Annotated in this window: 17 protein-coding genes and 1 pseudogene; 8 read left to right on the plus strand and 10 right to left on the minus strand. The window is 74.3% G+C overall.

Annotated features, from left to right (window positions below; translation table 11 throughout):
- Nucleotides 1–209: 209 nt before the first annotated feature.
- Nucleotides 210–1,166 (minus strand): SigB/SigF/SigG family RNA polymerase sigma factor, encoded by a 957-nt coding sequence (locus ABZ934_RS01040; protein WP_361307157.1) that lies wholly within the window; start codon nucleotides 1,164–1,166, stop codon nucleotides 210–212.
- 146 nt (nucleotides 1,167–1,312) lie between these two features.
- Between ABZ934_RS01040 and ABZ934_RS01045 the strand changes: the two genes are divergently transcribed.
- Nucleotides 1,313–1,714, plus strand: a complete 402-nt coding sequence (locus ABZ934_RS01045) for a helix-turn-helix domain-containing protein (protein WP_361307159.1) — start codon at nucleotides 1,313–1,315, stop codon at nucleotides 1,712–1,714.
- A gap of 74 nt (nucleotides 1,715–1,788) precedes the next feature.
- On the opposite strand, the gene ABZ934_RS01050 is transcribed toward ABZ934_RS01045, so the two are convergent.
- Nucleotides 1,789–2,538 carry a GntR family transcriptional regulator gene (locus ABZ934_RS01050; protein WP_361307161.1) on the minus strand — a complete coding sequence of 250 codons (750 nt, stop codon included), beginning with the start codon at nucleotides 2,536–2,538 and terminating at the stop codon, nucleotides 1,789–1,791.
- Between the two features lie 111 nt (nucleotides 2,539–2,649).
- Nucleotides 2,650–4,203, minus strand: a complete 1,554-nt coding sequence (locus ABZ934_RS01055) for an IucA/IucC family protein (protein WP_361307163.1) — start codon at nucleotides 4,201–4,203, stop codon at nucleotides 2,650–2,652.
- A gap of 75 nt (nucleotides 4,204–4,278) precedes the next feature.
- On the opposite strand from ABZ934_RS01055, the gene ABZ934_RS01060 reads away from it, so the two are divergent.
- From ABZ934_RS01060 to ABZ934_RS01070, 3 genes are all read left to right on the plus strand, one after another.
- Complete coding sequence (locus ABZ934_RS01060; protein WP_361307165.1) at nucleotides 4,279–5,856, plus strand: IucA/IucC family protein; 1,578 nt, start codon at nucleotides 4,279–4,281, stop codon at nucleotides 5,854–5,856.
- A gap of 431 nt (nucleotides 5,857–6,287) precedes the next feature.
- Nucleotides 6,288–7,820: an FAD-binding oxidoreductase gene (locus tag ABZ934_RS01065; RefSeq protein ID WP_361307167.1), complete on the plus strand. Its 1,533-nt coding sequence runs from the start codon at nucleotides 6,288–6,290 to the stop codon at nucleotides 7,818–7,820.
- 11 nt (nucleotides 7,821–7,831) lie between these two features.
- Nucleotides 7,832–9,001, plus strand: coding sequence for a hypothetical protein (locus ABZ934_RS01070; protein ID WP_361307169.1), 1,170 nt, complete (start codon nucleotides 7,832–7,834; stop codon nucleotides 8,999–9,001).
- On the opposite strand, the gene ABZ934_RS01075 is transcribed toward ABZ934_RS01070, so the two are convergent.
- Genes ABZ934_RS01075 through ABZ934_RS01085 form a run of 3 tightly spaced genes read right to left on the minus strand, consistent with a single transcriptional unit; the run spans nucleotide 8,928 to nucleotide 10,894 of the window.
- Nucleotides 8,928–9,368, minus strand: a complete 441-nt coding sequence (locus ABZ934_RS01075; protein ID WP_361307171.1) for a hypothetical protein — start codon at nucleotides 9,366–9,368, stop codon at nucleotides 8,928–8,930. The genes ABZ934_RS01070 and ABZ934_RS01075 overlap by 74 nt on opposite strands.
- 42 nt (nucleotides 9,369–9,410) lie before the next feature.
- Nucleotides 9,411–9,950, minus strand: coding sequence for an HXXEE domain-containing protein (locus ABZ934_RS01080; protein WP_361307173.1), 540 nt, complete (start codon nucleotides 9,948–9,950; stop codon nucleotides 9,411–9,413).
- Nucleotides 9,947–10,894 carry an AEC family transporter gene (locus tag ABZ934_RS01085; RefSeq protein ID WP_361307175.1) on the minus strand — a complete coding sequence of 316 codons (948 nt, stop codon included), beginning with the start codon at nucleotides 10,892–10,894 and terminating at the stop codon, nucleotides 9,947–9,949. Before ABZ934_RS01085 ends, ABZ934_RS01080 begins: the two co-directional genes overlap by 4 nt.
- Before the next feature lie 197 nt (nucleotides 10,895–11,091).
- On the opposite strand from ABZ934_RS01085, the pseudogene ABZ934_RS01090 reads away from it, so the two are divergent.
- Nucleotides 11,092–11,850 (plus strand): annotated as a pseudogene (locus tag ABZ934_RS01090) (acyltransferase); the annotation flags it as partial.
- Nucleotides 11,851–11,869: 19 nt separating this feature from the next.
- Here the strand turns inward: ABZ934_RS01090 and ABZ934_RS01095 are convergent.
- Nucleotides 11,870–12,292 carry a DUF350 domain-containing protein gene (locus ABZ934_RS01095; protein WP_361307177.1) on the minus strand — a complete coding sequence of 141 codons (423 nt, stop codon included), beginning with the start codon at nucleotides 12,290–12,292 and terminating at the stop codon, nucleotides 11,870–11,872.
- 116 nt (nucleotides 12,293–12,408) lie between these two features.
- Between ABZ934_RS01095 and ABZ934_RS01100 the strand changes: the two genes are divergently transcribed.
- Nucleotides 12,409–14,256: a GNAT family N-acetyltransferase gene (locus tag ABZ934_RS01100; RefSeq protein ID WP_361307179.1), complete on the plus strand. Its 1,848-nt coding sequence runs from the start codon at nucleotides 12,409–12,411 to the stop codon at nucleotides 14,254–14,256.
- Here the strand turns inward: ABZ934_RS01100 and ABZ934_RS01105 are convergent.
- Nucleotides 14,211–16,226: an AMP-binding protein gene (locus ABZ934_RS01105; RefSeq protein ID WP_361307181.1), complete on the minus strand. Its 2,016-nt coding sequence runs from the start codon at nucleotides 16,224–16,226 to the stop codon at nucleotides 14,211–14,213. The genes ABZ934_RS01100 and ABZ934_RS01105 overlap by 46 nt on opposite strands.
- A gap of 139 nt (nucleotides 16,227–16,365) precedes the next feature.
- Here ABZ934_RS01105 and ABZ934_RS01110 point away from each other — a divergent pair, with 139 nt between their 5' ends.
- Nucleotides 16,366–18,276 (plus strand): ABC transporter ATP-binding protein, encoded by a 1,911-nt coding sequence (locus ABZ934_RS01110; RefSeq protein ID WP_361307183.1) that lies wholly within the window; start codon nucleotides 16,366–16,368, stop codon nucleotides 18,274–18,276.
- 103 nt (nucleotides 18,277–18,379) lie between these two features.
- Here ABZ934_RS01110 and ABZ934_RS01115 read toward each other — a convergent pair whose 3' ends face one another.
- Nucleotides 18,380–19,090: a TetR/AcrR family transcriptional regulator gene (locus ABZ934_RS01115; protein WP_361307185.1), complete on the minus strand. Its 711-nt coding sequence runs from the start codon at nucleotides 19,088–19,090 to the stop codon at nucleotides 18,380–18,382.
- Between the two features lie 108 nt (nucleotides 19,091–19,198).
- On the opposite strand from ABZ934_RS01115, the gene ABZ934_RS01120 reads away from it, so the two are divergent.
- The gene (locus tag ABZ934_RS01120; RefSeq protein WP_361307187.1) at nucleotides 19,199–19,891 is read left to right on the plus strand and encodes a DUF4386 domain-containing protein; all 693 of its coding nucleotides are present in this window, start codon (nucleotides 19,199–19,201) and stop codon (nucleotides 19,889–19,891) included.
- A gap of 44 nt (nucleotides 19,892–19,935) precedes the next feature.
- Here ABZ934_RS01120 and ABZ934_RS01125 read toward each other — a convergent pair whose 3' ends face one another.
- The gene (locus tag ABZ934_RS01125; RefSeq protein WP_361307189.1) at nucleotides 19,936–20,820 is read right to left on the minus strand and encodes a geranyl diphosphate 2-C-methyltransferase; all 885 of its coding nucleotides are present in this window, start codon (nucleotides 20,818–20,820) and stop codon (nucleotides 19,936–19,938) included.
- Nucleotides 20,821–20,829: the final 9 nt, after the last annotated feature.

Genomic DNA, 20,829 nt, shown 5'->3' on the forward strand with positions numbered 1-20,829 from the left:
GTGTGACAGGCCGGTGGAAGGTTCCGTTCCAGATCCGCTCGTTCCCGCCGTTATTCAGTGCAAACGCAAAGGTGATCTACCTCACGGTGAGGTCGAAGGGTTCGGCGGGCATACGCCGACGCACGCCGCCGGGGGTGGCGACGTGCGTCGGGGTGAGCCTGCCGGCTTCGCTGCCGGGGTCGGTGTCGGCCTTCGAGGGTGCGAGCCGGTCAGCTGCGGCGAGCGGGCACGGCGGGACACCCGGCAGCGGCCTCGGACGGCTCCGGGTCGGCCAGCATGGACGCGCGAAGATGGGCGAGCAGCCGGGTCAGCAGACGTGAGACCTGCATCTGCGAGATGCCGAGGGCGGCGCCGATCTGGGCCTGGGTGAGCTCCTCGCCGAAGCGCAGCTGGAGCATCCGGCGCTCGCGATCGGTGAGCTGTTCGAGCAGCGGGGCGAGGGTCTGGATGTCCTCGACCAGCTCCATGGCCGGCTCTTCCTCGCCCATCACCTCGGCGAGGCTCTGGCCCTCGGTGGCGTCGCCGTGCTCGGACTGCGGGGCGTCGAGGGAGCCGCTGGTGTGGCCGTTGGCCGCGACCAGCCCCTCGACGACCTCTTCCTGACTGAGGCGCAGGTGCGCGGCGAGATCGGCGACCGTCGGCGAGCGGTCCAGCCGTACGGTCAGCTCTTCCTTGGCCTTGGCGATGTCGATGCGCAGCTCCTGGAGCCGGCGCGGGACGTGGACGGCCCAGCTGGTGTCACGGAAGTGCCGCTTGATCTCGCCCGTGATATACGGCATGGCGAGGGTGGAGAACTCGTTCTCCAGGGTCGGGTCGAACCGGTCGATCGCCTTGATCAGGCCGATGGTCCCGACCTGGACGATGTCCTCCATGTCACCGCCCTCGCCGCGGCCCCGGAAGCGGCGGACGGCGTACTGGACAAGCGAGGCGTTCATCTCGATCAGGGTGTTACGGACGTACTGGTACTCCGGGGTGCCCTCGGACAGCTCCCGCAGGCGCGCGAAGAAGACCTTCGAGAGTTCCCGGGCGTCCGCCGGGGCCACCTCCCGAGGGTCCTCGATCAGCGGCAGGCCCGCGGTGTACGGGCGGGGGCGGGGGACAGGGACTCCCAGGTCGGCCGGACGAGCGGTGTCGGCGGTGCGGGGAGAAGGGGTCGGGACCGGCATGGGGGTTCGCTCCTTGGGCTGGTCGGCTTGCGGCGCGGGACCTTGACTTCGGTAGATGTTGGACTGCTTCCGCTCTTACGTCAAGAAATACCGGAAACGCGTTTCACGTATTGCGCCACCTGAATCGGGTGTCGCATCATGACCCTATGGGCAGTCCGTCTCAGCGACATAATTGGACATTTTTGACGAATCATGCCCGCGTACTCGTGGCCATTGCCCGGGATCCCGGTGTACGCCTGCGGGACGTGGCCATGACGTGCGCCCTGACCGAGCGCACCGTCCAGGCGATCGTCACCGACCTGGAGACCGACGGCTACCTGCGCCGCGTGCGCGACGGCCGCCGCAACCGGTACGAGATCTCCGACAACGCGCTGTTCCGCCACCCCGCCGAGGCGGGCGTCCAGGTGGCGGGCCTCCTCGCCCTGCTCGCCGGTGCCCCGACCCCGCGCCAGACGGAGGCCGGCACGGTGTCCCAAGCCGGGTCCCAGGCGGGGGCGGAAGCGGGGTCCCAGGCGGGGGCGGAAGCGGGCGTCGGCGTCGGGGGCTGACCCTCGACCGATCCCCTCGGGGGAAGGCGCCCCGCACGCGGAACCGCGCGTCGGTCCCGGGTACCGCCGCGCGTTCAGATCACCCGGAACGCGGGGGTCGGGCGGTCGCGGTGGAAGGTCAGGCGGTCCCACGCGGGGAAGGCCAGGTCGGTGAGGGCGAGGAGGCGTCCGGAGGGGTCGTGCAGCGCGCGGCGCACCGTGAGTCCACAGGCGGGGGTCGCGGTGGCCGGCGGGTGGGTGGTGCGGGTCATGGTGAGGGTCTCGACCGTCCGGCCCTGGGTCGCGGCGCGCTCCAGCCAGCGTTCGAGGGGCGTGAGGTCGAGGTCCCGGGCGGCCACCCGCTCGCGCAGCTCCGCCAGCTCCGGCGTCCGCGCCACGACGCGCGGGCAGAGGTAGGTCACCGCGTGCCGCCGCGTCTCCCCGGCGGGGCCCAGCTCGCGGTGGTGGTGGACCAGCGTCCGCTCCCCGCCGCGCATGCCGAGCAGCGCGGCGAAGGACGGCGGCACGCTGACGAGCGTGAGCCGGCCCTGGGTGGTGGCGACGGGAGCCCCCGCCGGCCGGGTGGACCGCGCCGGCGCCGGCGCGAGGGGGGTGGGGGCGGCGGTCGGTGCCGGGCGGGTGCCGCGCCGTCCGGTCACGACCAGCCCCTCCGCCCGCAGTTCCTGGAGCGCCGCCCGTACGGTCTGCCGGTTGACCCCGTAACGTTCCGCCAGGCTGCGTTCGGACGGCAGCTTCCCGCCCGGACTCCGCGACGCTCGGTCGAGTTCCCGCCGCAGGGCGGCGGCGATCCGCTGGTACTTGGGCATGGCGGCCGGGCCGGGCATGACGTCTCCTCTGACGGGGGCCAAGGACTGCGGTCTGCCCGACCAACCTAGCAGTGGTCTATACCTTTGACACGGGGTCGGCGGACAACCGGAACCACCTTGGCCGAATCCCTACCCCCCATGGATCCGCAGCGGGTTCGGCAGCGGCAGGTAGCGCGCGTCCGCGCCGTCCGCGCCGGTCCACCGCAGCAGCAGATTCGTTTTCGCCGGCAGCGTGGGCGCGGCCAGCAGCCCGGCGATCTCCGGCAGGTCGTGGGCGGCGTCGAAGCGCAGCAGCTCCTCGCGGACCGCGGGCCACAGCTGCCCGGCGACGTCCGGGTGCCGCTCCGCCAGCGCCCCGGCGATCTCCGTCAGGTGATTGACCACCAGGCAGTAGACGAGCCGCTGCCAGGCCGCCTCGCGCGACAGGTCCGCCGGCAGCTTGACGCCCTCCGCGTCACGGAAGAGCGCCTGGACCGGCATGCCCCGGCCGTCGACCGCGACGAGGCAGTTCTGCAGGTGGGCTTCCAGGACGATCCCGCGCCGGGCGAACAGTCCCAGCACCGGCGGCACCACCTGGCGCAGGTACGCCCGCCACCACGCGGCCGGGTCCGGGGCGGACGCGAGCGGACTGCCCTCGAAGCCCTCGGCGAGCGCGGCCGCCAGCAGCGGGCCCGCCCCGGGCGCGAGCCGCCCGTGCAGACCGTCCCGGACCAGGACGGCGAGTTCCTCGAAGGCGAAGCCGGCCGTACGGTAGCCCCGGTCGGAGAGCCACAGCGCGTTCGACCCGGCCCGGCGCAGGTCTGCGAACCCGGCCAGGACCGCCGCGTCCGTGCGCCGGACCCGCAGCAGGTCGTGCCGCCACAGCCGGCGCACGTCGTTGGTGATCCGGACGTCGAGGCTGAACTTGAGGAACAGGTCCCGGGCCGGGTCCGGTACGTAGAGGGTGCGGACGGAGGCGGTCGGCCAGACGGGCCGTCGGCCCGGGCCGAGCCGCACCAGCCGCCCGTCGGCGAACGCCTCGCGCACCGCTGGGCGGCCGGCGACCAGGGCCAGCTGCCACGGGTGCGCGGGCAGCAGCCGGTACCCGGCGGGCGCCCGGGGGCCGTCGAGGGTCCCGGCGAGCGCCTCGATCGCGTCGGCGGCGGCCGGGCCCCCCTCCTCCATGGCCTGGTCCTCGCGCACCCCGAGGAAGAGCAGCGGGAAGCGGGCGTGGGCCTCGGGGGCGTACGGCAGCCAGCTCGCGGCGGGGGCGCCGCCGCGCGCCTTGGGGGCTGGGTGGTGCGGATGCCCCATGACCAGGGCCTGCTCGGAGAGGACGTACGGGTCGGCCGGGGCCTCGGCCGCCGCGCGGGCCCCCAGCAGCGCCGCGATCGCGTCCCTGCTGTCGTTGATCTCGGCCGGCAGTTCGTCGTTGGGAACCCCGGTGTAAAGGCGCAACTCGTCGGAGCTCAGCTTGACCAGCTCCGCATGACTGAGCGGGCGCCAGCCCTGCCGCGTACCCAGTTCCGGCCGTACGGGCCTACGGCCACCGCGCACCCGTAGCAGCCGACCGCTGCCGCGCAGCCGGTGCACGCCCTCCTCCCCGGTGGCATCGGCCGTCTCCCGCAGCAGACAGTTCAGCAACGGGGTGGAGGCGTACGCGTCGGCGGCGGCGTTGAGGTCCACTGGTTCCATTCGATCCATTCGGTGATCATCACCGATCATCGGGTAAGACAATTATGAGAGAGGAACGGAACCCTGGACCGCAGCACGCACGCCATGCACGCCACGCATGCCCCCCGCCCTTCGGCCGAGGAGACGATCGCCGCCGAACTCGCGGAGGCGCGCCCCGCGCTCGGCGCGCCCTACGCCGCCGCGCTGGACGGCGCGCGGGCGGCCGTGCTGACCCGGCTGTGGCGGGCGCTGGCCTTCGAACCGTTGCCGTGGGTGGAGCGCCGGGAGAGCGGGCCGGATCACCTGGTCGTGTTCACGACCGGGGGCGGTCGGCTGGAAGGCCCGCTGCCCGACCCCTATGCCACCGGGGACCTGGTGACGGAGTTGCGCCTCGACGGTCACGTCCACCGGCGGGCCGCCGGTCTCGTCGCGGCGCTGGGCGTCCCGCACGGCGCCGACTTCGCCGCCGAGCTGGACCACAGCACGGCCTCGCTGGCGCTGTCCCGGGCGGGTCAGTCCCGGGAGGGCCCCGACGACGGCCCCGAGGCCGGCTGGCAGTGGGAGCAGCGGGTGGTCGACGGGCACCCGTACCACCCCAACTGCCGCTCCCGACCGGGGTTCTCGGTCGCCGAGCAACTGGCCTACGCACCGGAGCACCGGCCGCTGGTCGAGCTCCGGACGGTCGCCGTCGGCGCCGGCGAGTGCCTGGTGACGGGGACGTGGCCGGACCGGCTGCGGGACGGGGACCGCGTCCTGATCCCGGTACACCCTTGGCAGGCGGAGCATGTCCTGAAGAGCCCGGCCGGCGGGGGCCCGACCGGCCCCGGCATCACGGCGCATCCGCTGATGGCGCTGCGGACCCTCGCCCCGGCGGGGGGCGGCGCCCATGTGAAGACGGCGCTCAGCACCCGGCTGACCTCCTCCGTCCGGGACATCTCCTACGGCTCGATCGAGACGGCGGCGGCCCTCTCCGACTTCGCGCAGGTGCTGTGCGCGCGGCTCGACGGGCGCCTCCACGTGACCCGCACCCTGGGCGCGGTCACCGCGCACAGCCCCGATCTGGCGGCGGTGCTCCGCGAGCCGCCGGAGGCGTACGCAAGCCGGGGCGAGCGGGTGGTGCCGGTCGCGGCGCTGGCGGGCACCGCGCCGGTACGGTCGGTGTTCTGGCGGGCGGAGTTCGCGCGGCTCGTCCTCTCGGTGTGCCTGGAGGCGTTGGACCTCGGGGTGGCGCTGGAGGCGCACGGGCAGAACCTGCTGGTGGTCCTCTCCCCCGCCGGCGCGCCCGTCCGGCTCGTGTACCGCGATCTGGGCGACATCCGGATCAGCCCGGCCCGGCTGGCCCGGCACGGCCTGCCCGCGCCGGCGGTGTCGGGCCGCCAGCTCACGGACGACGTGACGGCGCTGCGCCGCAAGGTGTTCGGCTCGGCGGTGGCCGGGGCGCTCGCCGCCACGGCGGGCTCCCGGCGGGCGCTCGGCGAAGCGCTGGCAGAGTTGGACCGGCTCCCGCCCACCGCCGACAGCGAGGCGTTGGCGCGGGAGCCGCTCCCGGTGAAGGCGCTGACCCTGATGCGGCTGAGCCCGGGCGTGCCCGGCGACCAGTGGGCGGAGCTGCCCCACCCGATCGCCGGTCGGCGGACGGGGAGGCAGGGGGTGCCCGGCCAGGATTCACCGGACGCTCCCTGAGCCGGCCGGCCGGCGCGGAGCCCGCCTCACCGCGCACCCAGCAGCCCGAACCCGGCGCGTCCTACGAGCAGTTCACCGCAGACGGCACCCGTCAGGGATGTCCTGGTGGTGTGCCCGGCCGGGGGCGAGCGGCTGTGGGCGGAGCACGCGGACGGCATCGAGCGCGAGGCGTACCGGACCGCGCCGGGCGTCGTGGCGGGCCGGTCGGCGCCCGATTCGTGCAGGGCGCGCGGCCGGGGCGGCGCCCGAGGGCCACGAGAAGCTTCCGCCGGGCTTCCCGCCGGCGCGCGAGCCCATCGTGTGGCGTACCGTCCGGCTCCCGCCGCCCACGACGGCGATAAGTAACACCGGTTTGGGCCGTTCGGGGGGCAACCGGGGCTTTGCCGGCCCGCCTTCGTCCCGAACGCTCCGCCCGATGGCAGGAAGGAGGGATGAGTCTCCACCGCCGTCTGGTCCTGATAAGCACGGCCGCCGCCGTTCTCTCCACCGTGGGGGCGGGCGCCCGGGCCGCCTCCCGGAGACCTTCGGGCGCCGCCGACTTCGGGGCGCTCGCCCGGGCGATCGACGGCCGGGTGATCGTCCCCGGCGACCGGGACTACCCCGAGGCCCGACAGCTGTTCCAGCCCCGCTACGACTCCGTCGCTCCGGGCGCCGTGGCCTATCCGGCGCACGCCGGTGACGTGGCCGTCTGTCTGGAGTTCGCCCGGCGCCGCACCCTACCGGTGGTACCGCGCGGCGGCGGCCACAGTTACGCGGGCTGGTCCACCACCGCCGCCGGGCTCGTGATCGACGTCGGGGCCATGTCCGCACTGGCCGTCGAGGGGGACCGGGTACGGATCGGCGCCGGAGCCCGGCTCGGGGACCTGAACGGCGCCCTCGCGGCGCATGGCCTGGGCGTCCCGACGGGCCTGTGCCCTTCCGTCGGGATCGCCGGCCTGACGCTCGGCGGTGGAATGGGCCTGGCCTCACGGGCGTACGGGACCACCTCCGACGCCCTGACCGGGGCGCGGGTGGTGACGCCGGACGGGGTGGTCCGGGAGGCCGACGCCGAGCGGGACCCCGACCTGTTCTGGGCGTTGCGCGGCGGCGGGGGCGGGAACTTCGGCGTCGTGACCGAGTTCCGCTTCCGGGCCCACCCGGTCGGTGACGTGGCCTCGGCGGAACTGCGCTGGGCCGCCGCCGATTCCGCGGCGGTGCTCGACGGCTGGCAGCGCTGGCTGGGCGGGCTCCCGGACCCGTTCTGGAGCCATCTGGAGTTCCTCCTCGAAGCGGGCGGCGACGAGGCCCCTGCGGTCCGGGTGCTGTGCTTCGACGGACGCCATGAGTTGGAGCGGGAACTGACCCGGTTGTCCGACCTCGTGGGCCGCGAGCCGCAGGACGGCTCCGTCACCGTGCGGGGGTACGGCGACACCGTACGGACCATGTCGGGGTGCGCCGAGCGCAGCGCCGCCCAGTGCCGGCTGCCGGGGCGGCTGCCCGGCCGGGACCCGCGGGGGCTGGTCGACCGGCACTCCTACGCGGGCCGCTCGGACTTCTGGGCGGAGCCGGGGCTTCCGGAGCCGGCCGTCCGGGCGGTGCTGGGCGCCGTACGCCGCCACCGGGACGCGGTACCCGCGGGCGGCCGCGGGGTGGTGCAGTTCCTCGGGGAGTGCGGCGGGGCCATGAACCGGCCGGCCGCCACGGACACCGCCTTCGCCCACCGCGACCACGCCTTCCTCGCGCAGTACCTCGCCTACTGGCCGGACTCCGCGTCGGCCGCCGAGGTGGCCCGGCACCAGGAGTGGCTGGACGGACTGTGGCGTGACCTGCGGCCCTGGGCGAGCGGCAGCGCCTACCAGAACTACGTCGATCCGAAGCTCGTCGGCTGGCGCGAGGCCTACTACGGCCCGAACCTCGCCCGCCTGGAAGAGGTCCGGCGCACCTACGACCCCGCCAGGCTGTTCCGCTTCCCCCACGCCCTTTAGGGAGCCCTTGCATGCGACGTACGTTGACGATGGCGGCGGCCACGGCCGCGTTGGCCCTGGTGGGCGGGCCGCTGGCGGTCACCGAGGCGCGCGGCGCCCCGGCCCCCGCCCTCGGACGCTGGTCGGCGGTGGAGGCGCAGGCGTTCTGGACGCCCGAGCGGATGGCCTCGGCCGTTCCCGCGCCGCCGGAGCCGGACGCCGCCCCGGTGGAGGACCCGTCCCCGGACCCCGGCGCGGACCCGGGCGCGGACCCCGCCGTCCCGGCGCAGTCACCCTCCCCGAACGCGACGCCGACACCCACCCCGGCACCACCGACCCCGGACCCGGCGCCCGCGCCGAGCGCGACGCCGACGCCGACGCCTTCGCATTCCGTCGTGGCCGTCCAGCCGGGTCGGGCCCCCGATCCGGCCTACGCCGCCGCGGCCGCCCACCCCGGCGTGGGACGCGACTTCGACGGCATGCCGGTCGTCGGGCGGATGTTCGTCATGACGGGCGGCGGGGCGTACTTCTGCACCGCGAGCGTGGTCTCCTCCCCCGGCCGCGACCTGGTGATCAGTGCCGCGCACTGCCTGCTCGGCGCGGATGCCCGGCAGGTGGCCTTCGTCCCGCGCTACAGGGCCGACAAGCCGCAGCCGTACGGGATGTTCCCGGTGCTGCGGGACTCCGCCGGACGGGCGAAGGTATGGATCGACCCCCGCTACCGGCGTGAGGGCGCCGACCGCGCGGCCACGCTCGACGTGGCCTTCGCCCAGGTAGGGCCCAACGCCTCGGGCGCGCTGGTCGAGGACGTCGTCGGCGGGAACCGGCTGGTGACCGGCGCCGCCTACGCGCAGCCCTCGGTGACGCTCGTCGGCTACCCGGCGTCCGCGGCCCGTCCGCGCCTGTGCGTGAACCGGACGACGAAGTTCACCAGCTCCGATCCGAACATCCCCGGCTCGTTCCAGCGGATCGACTGCACCGGCTACCCGGGAGGAACCAGCGGCGGGCCCTTCCTGACCCATTTCGACCAGCGGACCCTCACCGGTGACGTGGTCGGGGTCATCGGCGGCTGGAAGACCGGCGGCGACACCGACGACACCTCGTACAGCTCGTACTTCGGCACGGAGATCAGGGCGTTGTACGAGACGGCAGTCGCCTCGGCGCGGGTGGCGCGGGTGGCGCGGGCGGCCCGGACCGGGTGAGCGGCCCCGGCTGCGCGTGGACGCGTACCCAACGGGTCCGGCGCGGGTTGCCGACGGTGCGCGGCGTCGCCGGGACCTCCTCGGCGCCCAGCGGGTCCGCCGGGGCGAGGGCGAGCTGACGGCGCAGCTCCGCGAGGGCCGTGTGCACGGGGGCGAGAATGACCTCGGCGCGCGGGTGGATACGGGCCAGCGCGTGCGCGGTGGTCTCGATGGTCTCGGCTGCGTCCTCGGCGGCGGTCCGGCTCCACCCGCCGGGCTCGCCGGCGCCCCAGGGCGCGACGGCGTCGTAGAGGTGACAGGCGGCATCGGCCGCGGCGTCGGCCCGTTCACCGACACCCGGCGCCGCGTTCATCGGCAGCAGCTCCATGCCCGCTCAACGACCGCGGCGCGCCGGGGGAACGTACGGGGGCTACCGGATCCGTCGCGCCACGGCGTGCGCGGCGGCGGTCGCCGCCCCGGCGAGGCCGAGGCCGAACGCCACGTCCCGGGCCCGGCCCGGCCGCAGCACCCCGGCCCGGCGGAGGCGTCCGCGCGCCCACAGGGTGAAGGGGATGACGATCAGCGGCGAGGTGACCACGCCGGGCGTGTAGCCGCGGGTGGCGGCGGACTGGGCGAGATGGACCAGTCCGTGCAGGCCGAAGCCGTTCAGGGAAGCCTGGTAGAAGGCCGAGCGCCCGCCCGTGCGCTGTCCGTCCGCGGCTGCCGCCGCGACGACGAGCCCCACGAGGCCGACGGCGGTGGCGAACTCGCGGCCGTCGACGTCCGTGAAGGGGGCCCAGACCCGGGCCGGGACGCGGGGAAGGCGTGCGCGCAGGGCGGGCACGCGGGTGCGGCTCCACCGGGCCATCGTGACGACCTCTTCGAGGTCGTGCGCGGCCCAGGCCACCGCGAGCCCCAGGGTGACGGCGGTGGCGGGTCGCGGCTGTCGCCGCGGGGGCGAGGGGGTCATGAGACGACGGCCTGCAGCCAGAGGGGCAGCAGCAGGAGGGAGACGACCGAACTCTTGATCACCACGGAGGCGGAGAGGTCGATGCCCACGTCGTAGCGCTGCGCGAAGACGAACAGGTTCTGCGGTGTCGGCATGGCGGCGATCAGTACGAGGTAGGCCAGCCAGTCACCGTGGACACCGAACACGGCCCCGCAGACCGCCCACGCCAGCAGCGGGAAGCCCACGCACTTGACCGCGATCAGCGTCATCTCCTCGCGGGTGGTGTCCCGGACGCCGAATCCCGTGCCGCCGAGGTGCAGGCCGAGTGCGAACAGGGCCACCGGGGAGGCGCTGTCGCCGACGAACGCCGCTCCGTCGAGCACCACCTTCGGCAGGTGCACCGACAGCAGGTTGAAGACGATGCCCGCGTTGCAGGCCAGTACGAGCGGGGTGACGAGGGAGGCGCGGACCGCCCGGGCGAGACGGACGCCCGGGCCGCCGGCCGCCGCGCCGGCGCGGCCGAGCTCCATGATGGCGATGACGACGAGGGACAGTACGCAGACCTGGAACAGCAGGACCGGGAAGATGGGCGCGGCCGTCCCGAAGACGGTGATGAAGACGGGAACGGCGAAGTAGGCCGTGTTCACCTGGACGCCCGCCATGACGCGCAGCGCGACCGCGCGCGGCTCGCGTATGCCGTAGGCGACCGCGCCGAGGACCACGGCGAGCACCGCGACGGCCGCGGTCGCCGCGTAACCGCCGATGGCGCGCCAGTCGAAGAGGGCGGCGAGGTCGCCGGCGTAGATGTTCCCGAACAAGTAGCAGGGGACCGCGAACAGGAAGGCGTAGTCGGCGAACGCCTTGGACGCCTCGGGCGGCACGACCTTGCGGCGCGCGAGGAGCACCCCGCCACCGAAGGCCAGCAGTACCGGCACCAGCTTTTCGAGTGCGGCTGCCCCGCCCATGGGTACGGTCCTCCTTGATCGACCGGGTGCAGCCTACCCATACCGTCCGTCGCGGTCCCGGCCGCCTACGCCGTTCCGTCATGAGCGACGCACCCGGGCCGACGGCCCCTCCCCCCGCCCCCGTCCGGGAGCCGCGTGCGGTCACCCGGTTCGCCGTGGCGCTGTGGACGCCCGCCCGGCCCGGAGCGCCGCTCCGGCGGGCGGCGCATCGGCTCGGCGGTAGGGCGGCGGCCCCGCTGCTCGCCTCCGTCGCGGGACCAGCGGCAGCCACCGCTGCCACGCCCGCGGTGCCCGGGCGAGTGGTGGACGTCCTGCGCTACGGGCCGCTCGCCGATTCCGTGCCGGGCCGGCTGTCACCGCTGAACATCCTGCCGGGCTGGCTGTTCGCCTACCAGTTGGGCGTGGCGTGGGGCGACGGCCGGATCGCACGGCGCGGGGCGTGGACGCTGCTGGTGGGCGGGGTCGTGCTGTTCGCGACGCTGTTGACGGTCTTCCACCACCCGGCGTCGATGGTCGGGGTGCCGGGTGAGGCGCGGACCAACTCGCACCCGCCGTCGCTGCTCGCGCTCGCGCTGGCCGCGGCCCAGTCGGGGGCGGCGATCCTGCTGCGCGACCGGCTGGCGCGGCTGCTGGCCCGGCCCGCGCTGTGGGCACCGGTCGTGGTGATCAACCTGTGTGCGACGACGATCCTGTGCCGGCAACGGAGCGCCATGCCGGCCACTGCCGTACCCGGCTCGTTCGTCGGGGAACTGGCGGGTCTGACGACAGCCCCCGACAGCCTGGGGTGGATCGCGGCCCGGCCGGCGCGGATGCCGGTGTTCGCGGCGCTGCTGGTGGGCACCGCCCGCTACGCGCGCCGCTTCGAGGAGCCGTGGACGCGGGCGACGGCGGTCCGCCGGACCCTGGCCGGCGTACTGGCTGCGGGGTTCGCGGTGTTCGCACTGGGCCTGGCGTGAGGGGCGCCGGTACGGGCCGTCAGGCGATGGAGGCGGCGACGATCGCGGCGACGGCGAGGTTGCAGGAGGCGGTGACCCAGACCGCCGGGTGGGGCTCCGGGTCGACCACGATGGCGCCGAGCTTGCCGGGCGTCACCAGGTCCAGCACCAGGAAGGCCACCGCCATCAGCACCAGGCCGAGCACGCCGAACGCCGCCGTGGACAGCAGGCCCTTGCCGAAGTCCTCGTACGTCGTCCAGATCGAGGTGAAGACGACGCCGCCGATACCGAGCAGCGCGGAGCTGAGCAGCAGCGCGGCGTTGCGGTTGCGCTCCTCCCAGATCTGTTGCGGGAGCTTCCCGGGCGTCAGTACGTCCACCAGGACGATGCCGAGGATCAGCAGCACCAGACCGAGGGCGCCGAAGGCGCTGGTGCGGCCGAGTCCGTCGAGGATGTCGCTCATGGGGAAGCCTGTCTGCGCGTGGGACGGAAGGCGTGGGTAGGAAGGGGGTTGCACCCCGCCGCGGACCGGGCGAATCTATCGCAGGTCCGGGCGGCGGACCATGGGGAGGTCGGCAGGTGGCACGGCTCAGGGCCGCACGGGCCGAGGAGGCGCGGGAGCTCACCGCACTCGTCCTGCGCTCCAAGGCCCACTGGGGGTACGACGCGCGGTTCCTGGCCGCCTGCGCACCGGAGTTGACGCTCCGGCCGGACGACGTGCCGGCCCGGCGGGTGGTGGTCGCCGAGGACGGGAGTGGGGCCGTGCTGGGACTGGCCTCCCTGGAGGGCGAGGGGGTACGGGCCCGGCTCGGGCTGCTGTTCGTGGAGCCGGCGGTCATCGGCCGGGGCGTGGGGCGGCTGTTGTACCGGGACGTGCTGCGCCGGGCGGTGGAGTCGGGCATGGGCAGGTTGTCGATCGACGCCGATCCCCACGCGGCCGGGTTCTACCGGGCGATGGGCGCGGTGGCCTCCTCGGGCGCTCCCGAGGGGCTGGTGCGGTTCGAGGTGGCTCCGGTCGCCCTGGCCGGGTGGGCGCGGGCGTGGACGGGCGGGGCCCGCGCGGTACACGTGGGCAACGTCGCCGAGTTCAACACCCAGTTCGCCGACGCCTCGCTGGACCGGGAGCAGTCGGCCGCGCACCACTACGCCGCGCTGGCCGCGTTCTACGGTCCCGAGCCGGCGGCCCTGGTGCTGCCGAGGCGGGTGCCGGCGGGGTGGCCCGCTTTGGTGGGGAGGCAGTTGGGCTGGGGCGAGGTGGAGGTGTACGACGGCCTGGCGGACTCGGGGTCGGGCCTGTCGCGGGCCGTGGCGGCCCGGCCCGCGTTGGCCGAGCGGTTGACGGGGGCCGGGCTGCCCCTCGTACCCTGGGGCACGACGGAGGCCTTCGGGCGACTGGCGGGACGGCCCTGGCGGCAGGGCGAGCTGTACTACGAGTCGAAGTCGGCCTCGCACGCCCTGTTCGGTCGTGTCCTGGCGGCCGGCGGCCATCCCCGGATCAGGCTGCCCGCGCAGTGGCGGGCCCCGACCCGCCGGACAGCGGCGCGGATGCTGGCGCGGCGGGCCGCCGCCGGAGTCGGCTCGGTGCTCAAATCCGAGCACGGCGTCGGCGGTTCGGGCGTCACCGTTGTCACCCCCGAGTTGCTGCGGGCGGCGGGCGGGGCGCGGGCTCTGCTCCGGCGGCTGCCGCGCGGCCCGCTGCTCGTCGAGGAGTACGTGCCCGGTCCGGCGGCGGGGGAACCCGGCGGCGACCTGCGGGACCTCACCTACGACGGGTTCGTGGACGGCGCGGGCCGGGTCCACGAGGTGGGGGCGGCGGTGATGGACGTGGCCGACGGCGGCTATCGCGGTGCGACGGTCGGTCCGGGGCTGGTGCCCGAGGGAACAGAGGGCCCGCTGCTGGCCTTCGGGGCGGCGGTGGGCCGGGAGTTGGCGACGGCCGGCTACCGCGGCTGGTTCGACGTGGACTTCGTCACCGACGGGGCGGGCGGCCTGGCGCCGACCGAGACGAACCTGCGGCTGACCGGGCCCGCGATCGCCTTCATGGTGGCGGCCCGATTGGACGCGCTGCGCGGCGCGGGACACCTGGTACGGATCGCGGACCGGGTGGAACTGGGGGCTCGGCTGCCGGACGGGCAGCTCGACGAGCTGTGCGGCGAGCTGACAGGGGCCTGCGCGCGGCTCGGGGCGGTGTTCGTCCCGGCGATCCCGACCGCGGCGTTCGAGCCGGCGCCCTGGCTGGGCGTTCTGGTGGCCGCGCACAGCAGGGAGGTGCTGGACGCGGCCGAGGCACTGGTACGGGCCGGGGCGCTCGCGGTGGGGCGGCCGTTCGCGGACGGGCGCGCGTTCACGGACGGGCGCGCGTTCACGGACGGGCGCGCGCCTCAGTCGTCGGCCCCGACCGCCGAGGCCGGTTTCCGGGTCAGGTAGAAGGCCACGACGGCGCCGGCGATCATCAGGGGGATGTTGAAGGCGTAGACGAGGGCGGCCTGGCGCGGCCAGTCGTGCTTGGCGGCGAGCCGGTAGAGGTTGTCCTGGGGCCACCAGGCGACGAGCAGGTAGCAGACAGCCAGGTGGGTGGCCCTGGTCAGGGCGCGGCCCCGGCCCTGGCGCCGCATCGGGGAGCCGCCGCCGAACAGGAAGACGACACCGACTGCGAAGGCGAGCGCCTCGAAGACGTAGAGGACGAAGAACAGCGCCGCCCAGGGGGCCGGCACCCCCGTGAGGTCGGTCGAACCGGGCCAGAACACGTCGGTGAGCGCGAGGCCGAGGAGGGTCAGTGGGAACACCACGCAGCCGGTGGCGCAGCCGGGCGAGAGTGCCTCGCCGCCGGCCCCCGCGTACTTGCCCGAGCCGCGGGCGGTCCGCGAGGTGCCGTTCGGCAGGACCGGCAGCGGCAGGGCGGTGCGGTCTTCGCGGCCCGCCCGGTCACGGGGCAGGGCGCGCAGCGGGACAACGGTGTGCGGGAGGTGCTCGGGAGGGACCTGGTCCGCCAGGTGCGCGCGCAGCGCGGCGATGTCGGGCAGATCGGTGCCCGACCGGGGTCCGGGGGGTGGGGCGAGGTAGGCGACGAGTCCGCGGGACCCGGCCCGGGGGCGCTTGCCTGGCTCCTCGCCGTCCCGGATGTCGGCGACGAGCGCGGACCCGACGCCGTCGTGGCCCCGGATCAGGGACTCCAGGTGGTGGGGGTCGAGGTGGCCGCCCTCGACGGTGATCCGTTCGCGGAGGCGGCCGCGGAACTCCAGGAGGCCGTCGGGGCGGAGCAGGCCGAGGTCGCCGGTGGGTATGGCGTCCCCGCCGTCGGCCGGGGTGAGCAGGATCTGCCCGTCGCGCAGCTCGGTGCGGCAGCCGGGGAACGGGGTGCCGATCAGCGCGAGCCGTTCGGGGGCGGCGGGTGGTGCGGGCAGTCGGGACGGTTCGAACCAGGTGCCGATCCCGGCGCTCTCGGTGGTCCCGTAGAGGGCCAGCACGCGCGCTCCGGGCCGCAGGCGGGCGTGCAGGGCGGCGTGTTCGTCCACGTAGAGGCGGTCTCCACCGACGGTGACCAGGCGCAGGGAGCGGGTGGGCGCGCCGGCGCGGGTCGGGGTCCAGGCAGCCCCCGGGCGCTCGTCGAAGAGCAGCCGGACCGCCCCGGCCGGGCCGGTGTGCAGGACGGTGACCTCGTCGGTCTCGACCACGGAGCGGATGTTCTCCGTCGACCGGGGGCCGCTCTCGACCAGGACCAGGGCGCCGCCCGTGCACAGGGCGCGGGGCCAGCCCGCGGCGAAGGCGGTCACATCGGGCCCGGCGGTGATCAGGTGCCGGTCGGCGGGGCCCGGCGCGGCGACCTCGGCCCAGCTGTCACAGGCGGCGAGCAGCAGGGCGTGGCCGACGGGGACGGGGCGCGGCGCCGCGGCCCCGGTGAACAACAGCGCGGCGGTGGCCCGCTCGCGCGTCGCGGGGGTGGGCCGGTCGGTGGGGCGTTCGGAGATGGCGTCGGCCTCGGCGCCGAGGCGGATGAACCGCAGGCCCCGGCCGTCGTCGAGGTGAAATTGGTGGGCGGCGTGCGTGAGCACGGCGTCGGGTCGGATCGCGGCGAGCTGGCGCCGTCCGGTGTGCGCGTCGGCGACGTCGATCAGCGCGTACGCCGCACCGGCCTTGAGGGCGGCGAGGACGGCGACGACGAATTCCGGCCGGCGGGCGGTGGCCACCGCGACGAGGCTCTGGTCGGGCAGCCCGGCGGCGAGGAGGTGGTGGGCCAGTTGGTTGGCGCGGGCATCGAGCTGCCCGTAGGTGAGACCGTCCTGTCCGGCGATGAGCGCGCGGGCCTCGGGGGTTTCGTCCGCCCACTGCTCGAAACGCCCCAGGACACTGCCGAGGGCCTGCCGTCCGGAACGGGTGGTCTCTGATCCGTGCGTCATGGACCGATGATGCCACCGCGTACGGACATCGGTGAGGGGGTGAACAACCCTGCTGTGTAACGGAGTTGCGAGGCTCCGGAAGGCCGGCCCGGCGCCGGGCATTGACCTCAAGTTTAGTTGAGGTCCTACGCTTCGGTGCATGGATATGGAAGTCACCGCTTGGACATCGCTGCACAGCGCCATGAACGCCCGGCAGGACCGCCGGCCCCTCTCCCGGGCGAGCCTGCGCCGGGTCGCCGCTTTCGCCCGCCCGCACCGGCGGGGCCTGACCGCCTTCCTGTTCCTCAGTGTGGTGACCGCGCTGCTGGCCGTGGCGACGCCGCTGCTCGCGAGCCGGGTCGTGGACACGATCGTCGCCGGCGGGAGCAGCGCCACCATCACCCGCCTCGCCCTGCTCATCGCGGTGATCGCGGTGGCCGAAGCCGGCCTCGGCCTGTTGACCCGCAAATTGTCCGCGACCCTCGGTGAGGGGCTGATCCTGGATCTGCGGACCGCGGTCTTCGACCACGTCCAGCGGATGCCGGTCGCCTTCTTCACCCGCACCCGTACCGGCGCACTCGTCAGCCGGCTCAACAACGACGTGATCGGCGCCCAGCGCGCGTTCAGCAACACCCTGTCCGGGGTGGTCTCCAACATCGTCACCCTGCTGCTGACCCTCGCCGTGATGCTGAGCATCTCCTGGCAGATCACCTTGCTGGCGCTGGTCCTGCTGCCGGTCTTCGTGTTGCCGGCGCGACGGATGGGGGCGCGAATGGCCGGCATGCAGCGCGAGGCCGCCGCGCTCAACGCCGCAATGGGCACCCAGATGACGGAACGGTTCTCCGCGCCGGGCGCCACCCTGGTCAAGCTGTTCGGACGCCCGTCGGAGGAGTCCGCCGAGTTCGCGGCGCGGGCTGCCCGGGTCCGCGACATCGGCATCCGCACCGCCATGGCCCAGTCGGCGTTCATCACCGCCCTCACCCTGGTCTCCGCCCTCGCCCTCGCACTGGTCTACGGTCTCGGCGGGTACTACGCCGTGCACGAGAGCCTGGAGGCGGGCTCCGTCGTGGCCCTCGCCCTGCTGCTCACCCGGCTCTACTCGCCGCTGACCGCCCTGGCCGGGGCCCGCGTGGAGGTGATGAGCGCGATGGTGAGCTTCGAACGGGTCTTCGAGATCCTCGACCTCGAACCGCTGATCGCCGAGAAGCCCGACGCGCGCCGGGTGCCGGACGGTCCGGTGACCGTGGAGTTCGACCGGGTCTCCTTCGGCTACCCCTCCCCCGACAAGGTCTCGCTCGCCTCGCTGGAGGAGGTCGCGACCCTCGACGCGCGGGGCGGCACCCGGGTGCTGCACGACGTGTCGTTCCGCGCCGAGCCCGGCCAGATGATCGCGCTGGTGGGTTCCTCCGGCGCGGGCAAGTCGACCATCGCGCAACTCCTGCCGCGCCTGTACGACGCCGACGAGGGCGCGGTCCGGCTCGGCGGCATCGACGTACGGGACCTCACCGCCGACTCGGTCCGCGAGACCCTCGGCATGGTGACCCAGGACGGCCACCTGTTCCACGAGTCGGTACGGGCCAACCTGCTGCTGGCCCGGCCGGAGGCGAGCGAGGAGGACCTCTGGGGGGCCCTGCGCCGCTCGCGCCTGGACGGGGTCATCGCCTCGCTGCCGGACGGACTGGACACCGTCGTCGGTGAACGCGGCTACCGGCTGTCGGGCGGCGAGCGCCAACGGCTGACCATCGCCCGGCTGCTGCTGGCCCGCCAGCGGGTGATGATCCTCGACGAGGCCACCGCCCACCTCGACTCCACCTCCGAGGCGGCCGTTCAGGAGGCTCTCGCGGAGGCCCTGTCGGGCCGAACGGCAGTGGTGATCGCGCACCGGCTGTCGACCGTCCAGGCGGCCGATCTGATCCTGGTGGTGGAGGAGGGTCGGATCGTGGAACGCGGGACGCACTCGGAGCTGTTGGCGGCGGCCGGCCGCTACGAGGAGCTGTACCGGACCCAGTTCGCCCCGGCCGAGACCGGCGGAGCGGCCCCGGACGAGGCGGTGCCGGTCTCGGGCGGATGACCCCGAGGTCGGCGGGGCGGGACCGGTCGACCCGGTCCCGCCCCGCCGACGTATCGGACCCCCGCCGAGGCCGCCCCGGGGCCCGGGTCGTCCCGCTGACGTCCTACGCGCGGCGCGCGCCGCCGGCCGCGTCCGAGGACTTCCATTTCCGGCGGTGCAGCGTCTCGAAACCGTCCAGGAGCAGGTCCAGCGCGAACTCGAACTCGAACTGGTCGTCACAGCCCCCGCCCACCACCGACTCCCGGTCGTGGGCCACCGCCCCGGCCAGCTCCGCGACGTGGGGATACCGCTGCGCGACCACGGCGAGCGCCTCGGCCGACGGACCGGGCTCCGGGGGCGCGGTGTCGAACAGCTCCTGCGTGAAGCCCAGCACCCGGCTGCCCAAGGCGTGCATCACATGGTGCGTGAGGTCGGCGGAGAGGCCGCCGGCGCGGAACGCCCCGATGACCGAGTCGAGGTGCGCGAGCACGGCGGGCGTCGGTCGGGGGCGGGACCGGAGCACCTGCGCCGCCCAGGTGTGCCGGCGGAGCGTGCCGCGCGCCGCGAGGATCAGGCCGCGGACCGCGCCCTTCCAGTCGGTTCCCGCGTGCCGGTGGTCGATGCCGTCGACGACCACGTCCAGCATGCCGTCCAGCAGCTCTTCCTTGTTGGCGACGTGCTTGTAGAGCGCCATCGGCACCACGCCCAGTTCCTGCGCGAGCCTGCGCATGCTCAGGCCCTCGATCCCGGTGTCGTCGGCCAGGGCGACGGCCGTGCGCAGCACCCGGTCGCGGTTCAGCGGGGACCGGCGTGCGGCCCCGGTCGGTTCGGCCATCCCGGTCGCTCCCCTCGAAGTCGGCGCCGGAGACCCGGCTTGACGAGTGTACGCCGTACACCTACTGTGCTCGCCAGGTGTACGCCGTACACCTCCAAGGAGGTCCAGATGAGCTCAACCAGGAGAACGGCCGTCGTCGCGGGCGTCTTGTTCCTCGTCACCGAGGTCGCGGCGATCGGCGGGCTCACGCTCTACGGCCCCGTGCTGGACGGCGCCGCGTACGTCGCCGGTTCCGGCGCGGACAGCCGGGTCTTGCTCGGCGCGCTGTCCGAGCTCGTGCTCGCCCTCGCGGTCATAGGGACGGGCGTCGTCCTGTACCCGGTCGTCAAGAGGCACGGCGAAGGGGCCGCCCTGGGTTATGTCTGCGGGCGCCTGTTGGAGGCGGCCGTCATCGTCGGCGGCATCATCAGCGTGCTGTCGGTCGTCACCCTGCGGAGGGACTCGGCGGGCGTCGGCGCCGGTGATCCCGGCGCTCTCGCCACGGCTGCCGACACCCTGATCGCGGTCCACGACTGGACGTTCCTCTTGGGCCCCGACTTCGTCCTCGGAGCGAACACGCTGGTGCTGGCCTCCCTGATGTACGGCTCGCGCCTGGTGCCGCGCTCCGTCGCCCTTCTGGGGCTGGTCGGCGGGACGATGATCTGCGCGTCGGCCGTCGCGGTGCTGTTCGGCCTCTACCCGCAGGTTTCGGCGCCGGGCTCGCTCGCGGCACTCCCGGTGTTCGCGTGGGAGGTGACACTGGCCGTCCGGCTCATCGCCAAGGGCTTCGATCCGGCGCCGGGGGCCGGGCCCGTCGCGTGACGGACCCGACACCCTCCGGTCGGCGGTCGGCGGCTGGGGGACGATCAGACGCGGTCGGCCGCGATCAGGACGTACTGGAACGAGCCGTCCTTGTAAGAGTTGATGAACGCCTCCTCGATGCCGGTGACCAGGGAAGACGTGGCCCGCAGCTCCCAGTAGGGCAGCGTCTGGGGGGTCAGGTCGATGACCGCCTGCGGGACGAGCCGGTTGTCGGCCATGGCGCGCAGGTACTCCCGGCGGGAGTGGATGTTGCACTCGAAGTGCGCGTTGATCTGGGAGACCCACTTCGAGGGCTGGCCGTAGCGCGGGTTCCAGCAGCCGGTGATGGTCACGTAACGGCCACCGACCGCCAGGACGCGGGAGTGCTCGGCGAAGAGGTCGTCCAGGTCGACGTACATGCTGGACTCGTTGTTCCACGAGGCCGCGGCCCGACCGGTCTCGAAGGGCATGCCCAGCATGTTGCAGACGCGGGCGCGGACGTGGTCGTCGATACCGAGTTCGCGGGCGCGCTGGTTGGCGAATTCGGCCTGCTTCGCCGACAGGGTGACGCCCTCGACCTTGCATCCGAACCGCTGGTGGGCCATGACCATCGAGCCGCCGCGGCCGCAGCCGGCGTCCACGAGCGTGTCGTCGCGCCCGATCCGGCCCACGTGAGCGAGGAGCAGCTCGGCCTGCGCCGACTCCAGGCGGTGGAGCTCGGCGATGAGCTTCTTCTCGTACGCGCTGTCCCCGGGGTCGCCGAGGGCGGCGTGGTCGACGTCGCCGATTCCGTAGTGGTGGTGGTACAGGCCGTCGATGTCGCCGAGACGGAGGTTCACCGGCCTGGCCTCGACATCCCAGTAGCGGGCGATGTCCCCCTGGTAGGGCGTCGCCGGACCGGGGATGAACACGGAGGCGTTGGTGGTCGCGGTGAAATCGGTGCTGGTCACAGAAGGGTC

This window comes from Streptomyces sp. NPDC046557 (assembly GCF_040645975.1).
In the GTDB taxonomy this organism is placed as follows: domain Bacteria; phylum Actinomycetota; class Actinomycetes; order Streptomycetales; family Streptomycetaceae; genus Streptomyces.

Bases quoted from the DNA above. Each gene is read 5' to 3' on its own strand.
- ABZ934_RS01040 (WP_361307157.1), bottom strand. From the start codon at position 1,166: ATGCCGGTCCCGACCCCTTCTCCCCGCACCGCCGACACCGCTCGTCCG.
- ABZ934_RS01045 (WP_361307159.1), top strand. From the start codon at position 1,313: ATGGGCAGTCCGTCTCAGCGACATAATTGGACATTTTTGACGAATCAT.
- ABZ934_RS01050 (WP_361307161.1), bottom strand. From the start codon at position 2,538: ATGCCCGGCCCGGCCGCCATGCCCAAGTACCAGCGGATCGCCGCCGCC.
- ABZ934_RS01055 (WP_361307163.1), bottom strand. From the start codon at position 4,203: ATGGATCGAATGGAACCAGTGGACCTCAACGCCGCCGCCGACGCGTAC.
- ABZ934_RS01060 (WP_361307165.1), top strand. From the start codon at position 4,279: ATGCACGCCACGCATGCCCCCCGCCCTTCGGCCGAGGAGACGATCGCC.
- ABZ934_RS01065 (WP_361307167.1), top strand. From the start codon at position 6,288: ATGAGTCTCCACCGCCGTCTGGTCCTGATAAGCACGGCCGCCGCCGTT.
- ABZ934_RS01070 (WP_361307169.1), top strand. From the start codon at position 7,832: ATGCGACGTACGTTGACGATGGCGGCGGCCACGGCCGCGTTGGCCCTG.
- ABZ934_RS01075 (WP_361307171.1), bottom strand. From the start codon at position 9,368: ATGGAGCTGCTGCCGATGAACGCGGCGCCGGGTGTCGGTGAACGGGCC.
- ABZ934_RS01080 (WP_361307173.1), bottom strand. From the start codon at position 9,950: ATGACCCCCTCGCCCCCGCGGCGACAGCCGCGACCCGCCACCGCCGTC.
- ABZ934_RS01085 (WP_361307175.1), bottom strand. From the start codon at position 10,894: ATGGGCGGGGCAGCCGCACTCGAAAAGCTGGTGCCGGTACTGCTGGCC.
- ABZ934_RS01095 (WP_361307177.1), bottom strand. From the start codon at position 12,292: ATGAGCGACATCCTCGACGGACTCGGCCGCACCAGCGCCTTCGGCGCC.
- ABZ934_RS01105 (WP_361307181.1), bottom strand. From the start codon at position 16,226: ATGACGCACGGATCAGAGACCACCCGTTCCGGACGGCAGGCCCTCGGC.
- ABZ934_RS01110 (WP_361307183.1), top strand. From the start codon at position 16,366: ATGGATATGGAAGTCACCGCTTGGACATCGCTGCACAGCGCCATGAAC.
- ABZ934_RS01115 (WP_361307185.1), bottom strand. From the start codon at position 19,090: ATGGCCGAACCGACCGGGGCCGCACGCCGGTCCCCGCTGAACCGCGAC.
- ABZ934_RS01120 (WP_361307187.1), top strand. From the start codon at position 19,199: ATGAGCTCAACCAGGAGAACGGCCGTCGTCGCGGGCGTCTTGTTCCTC.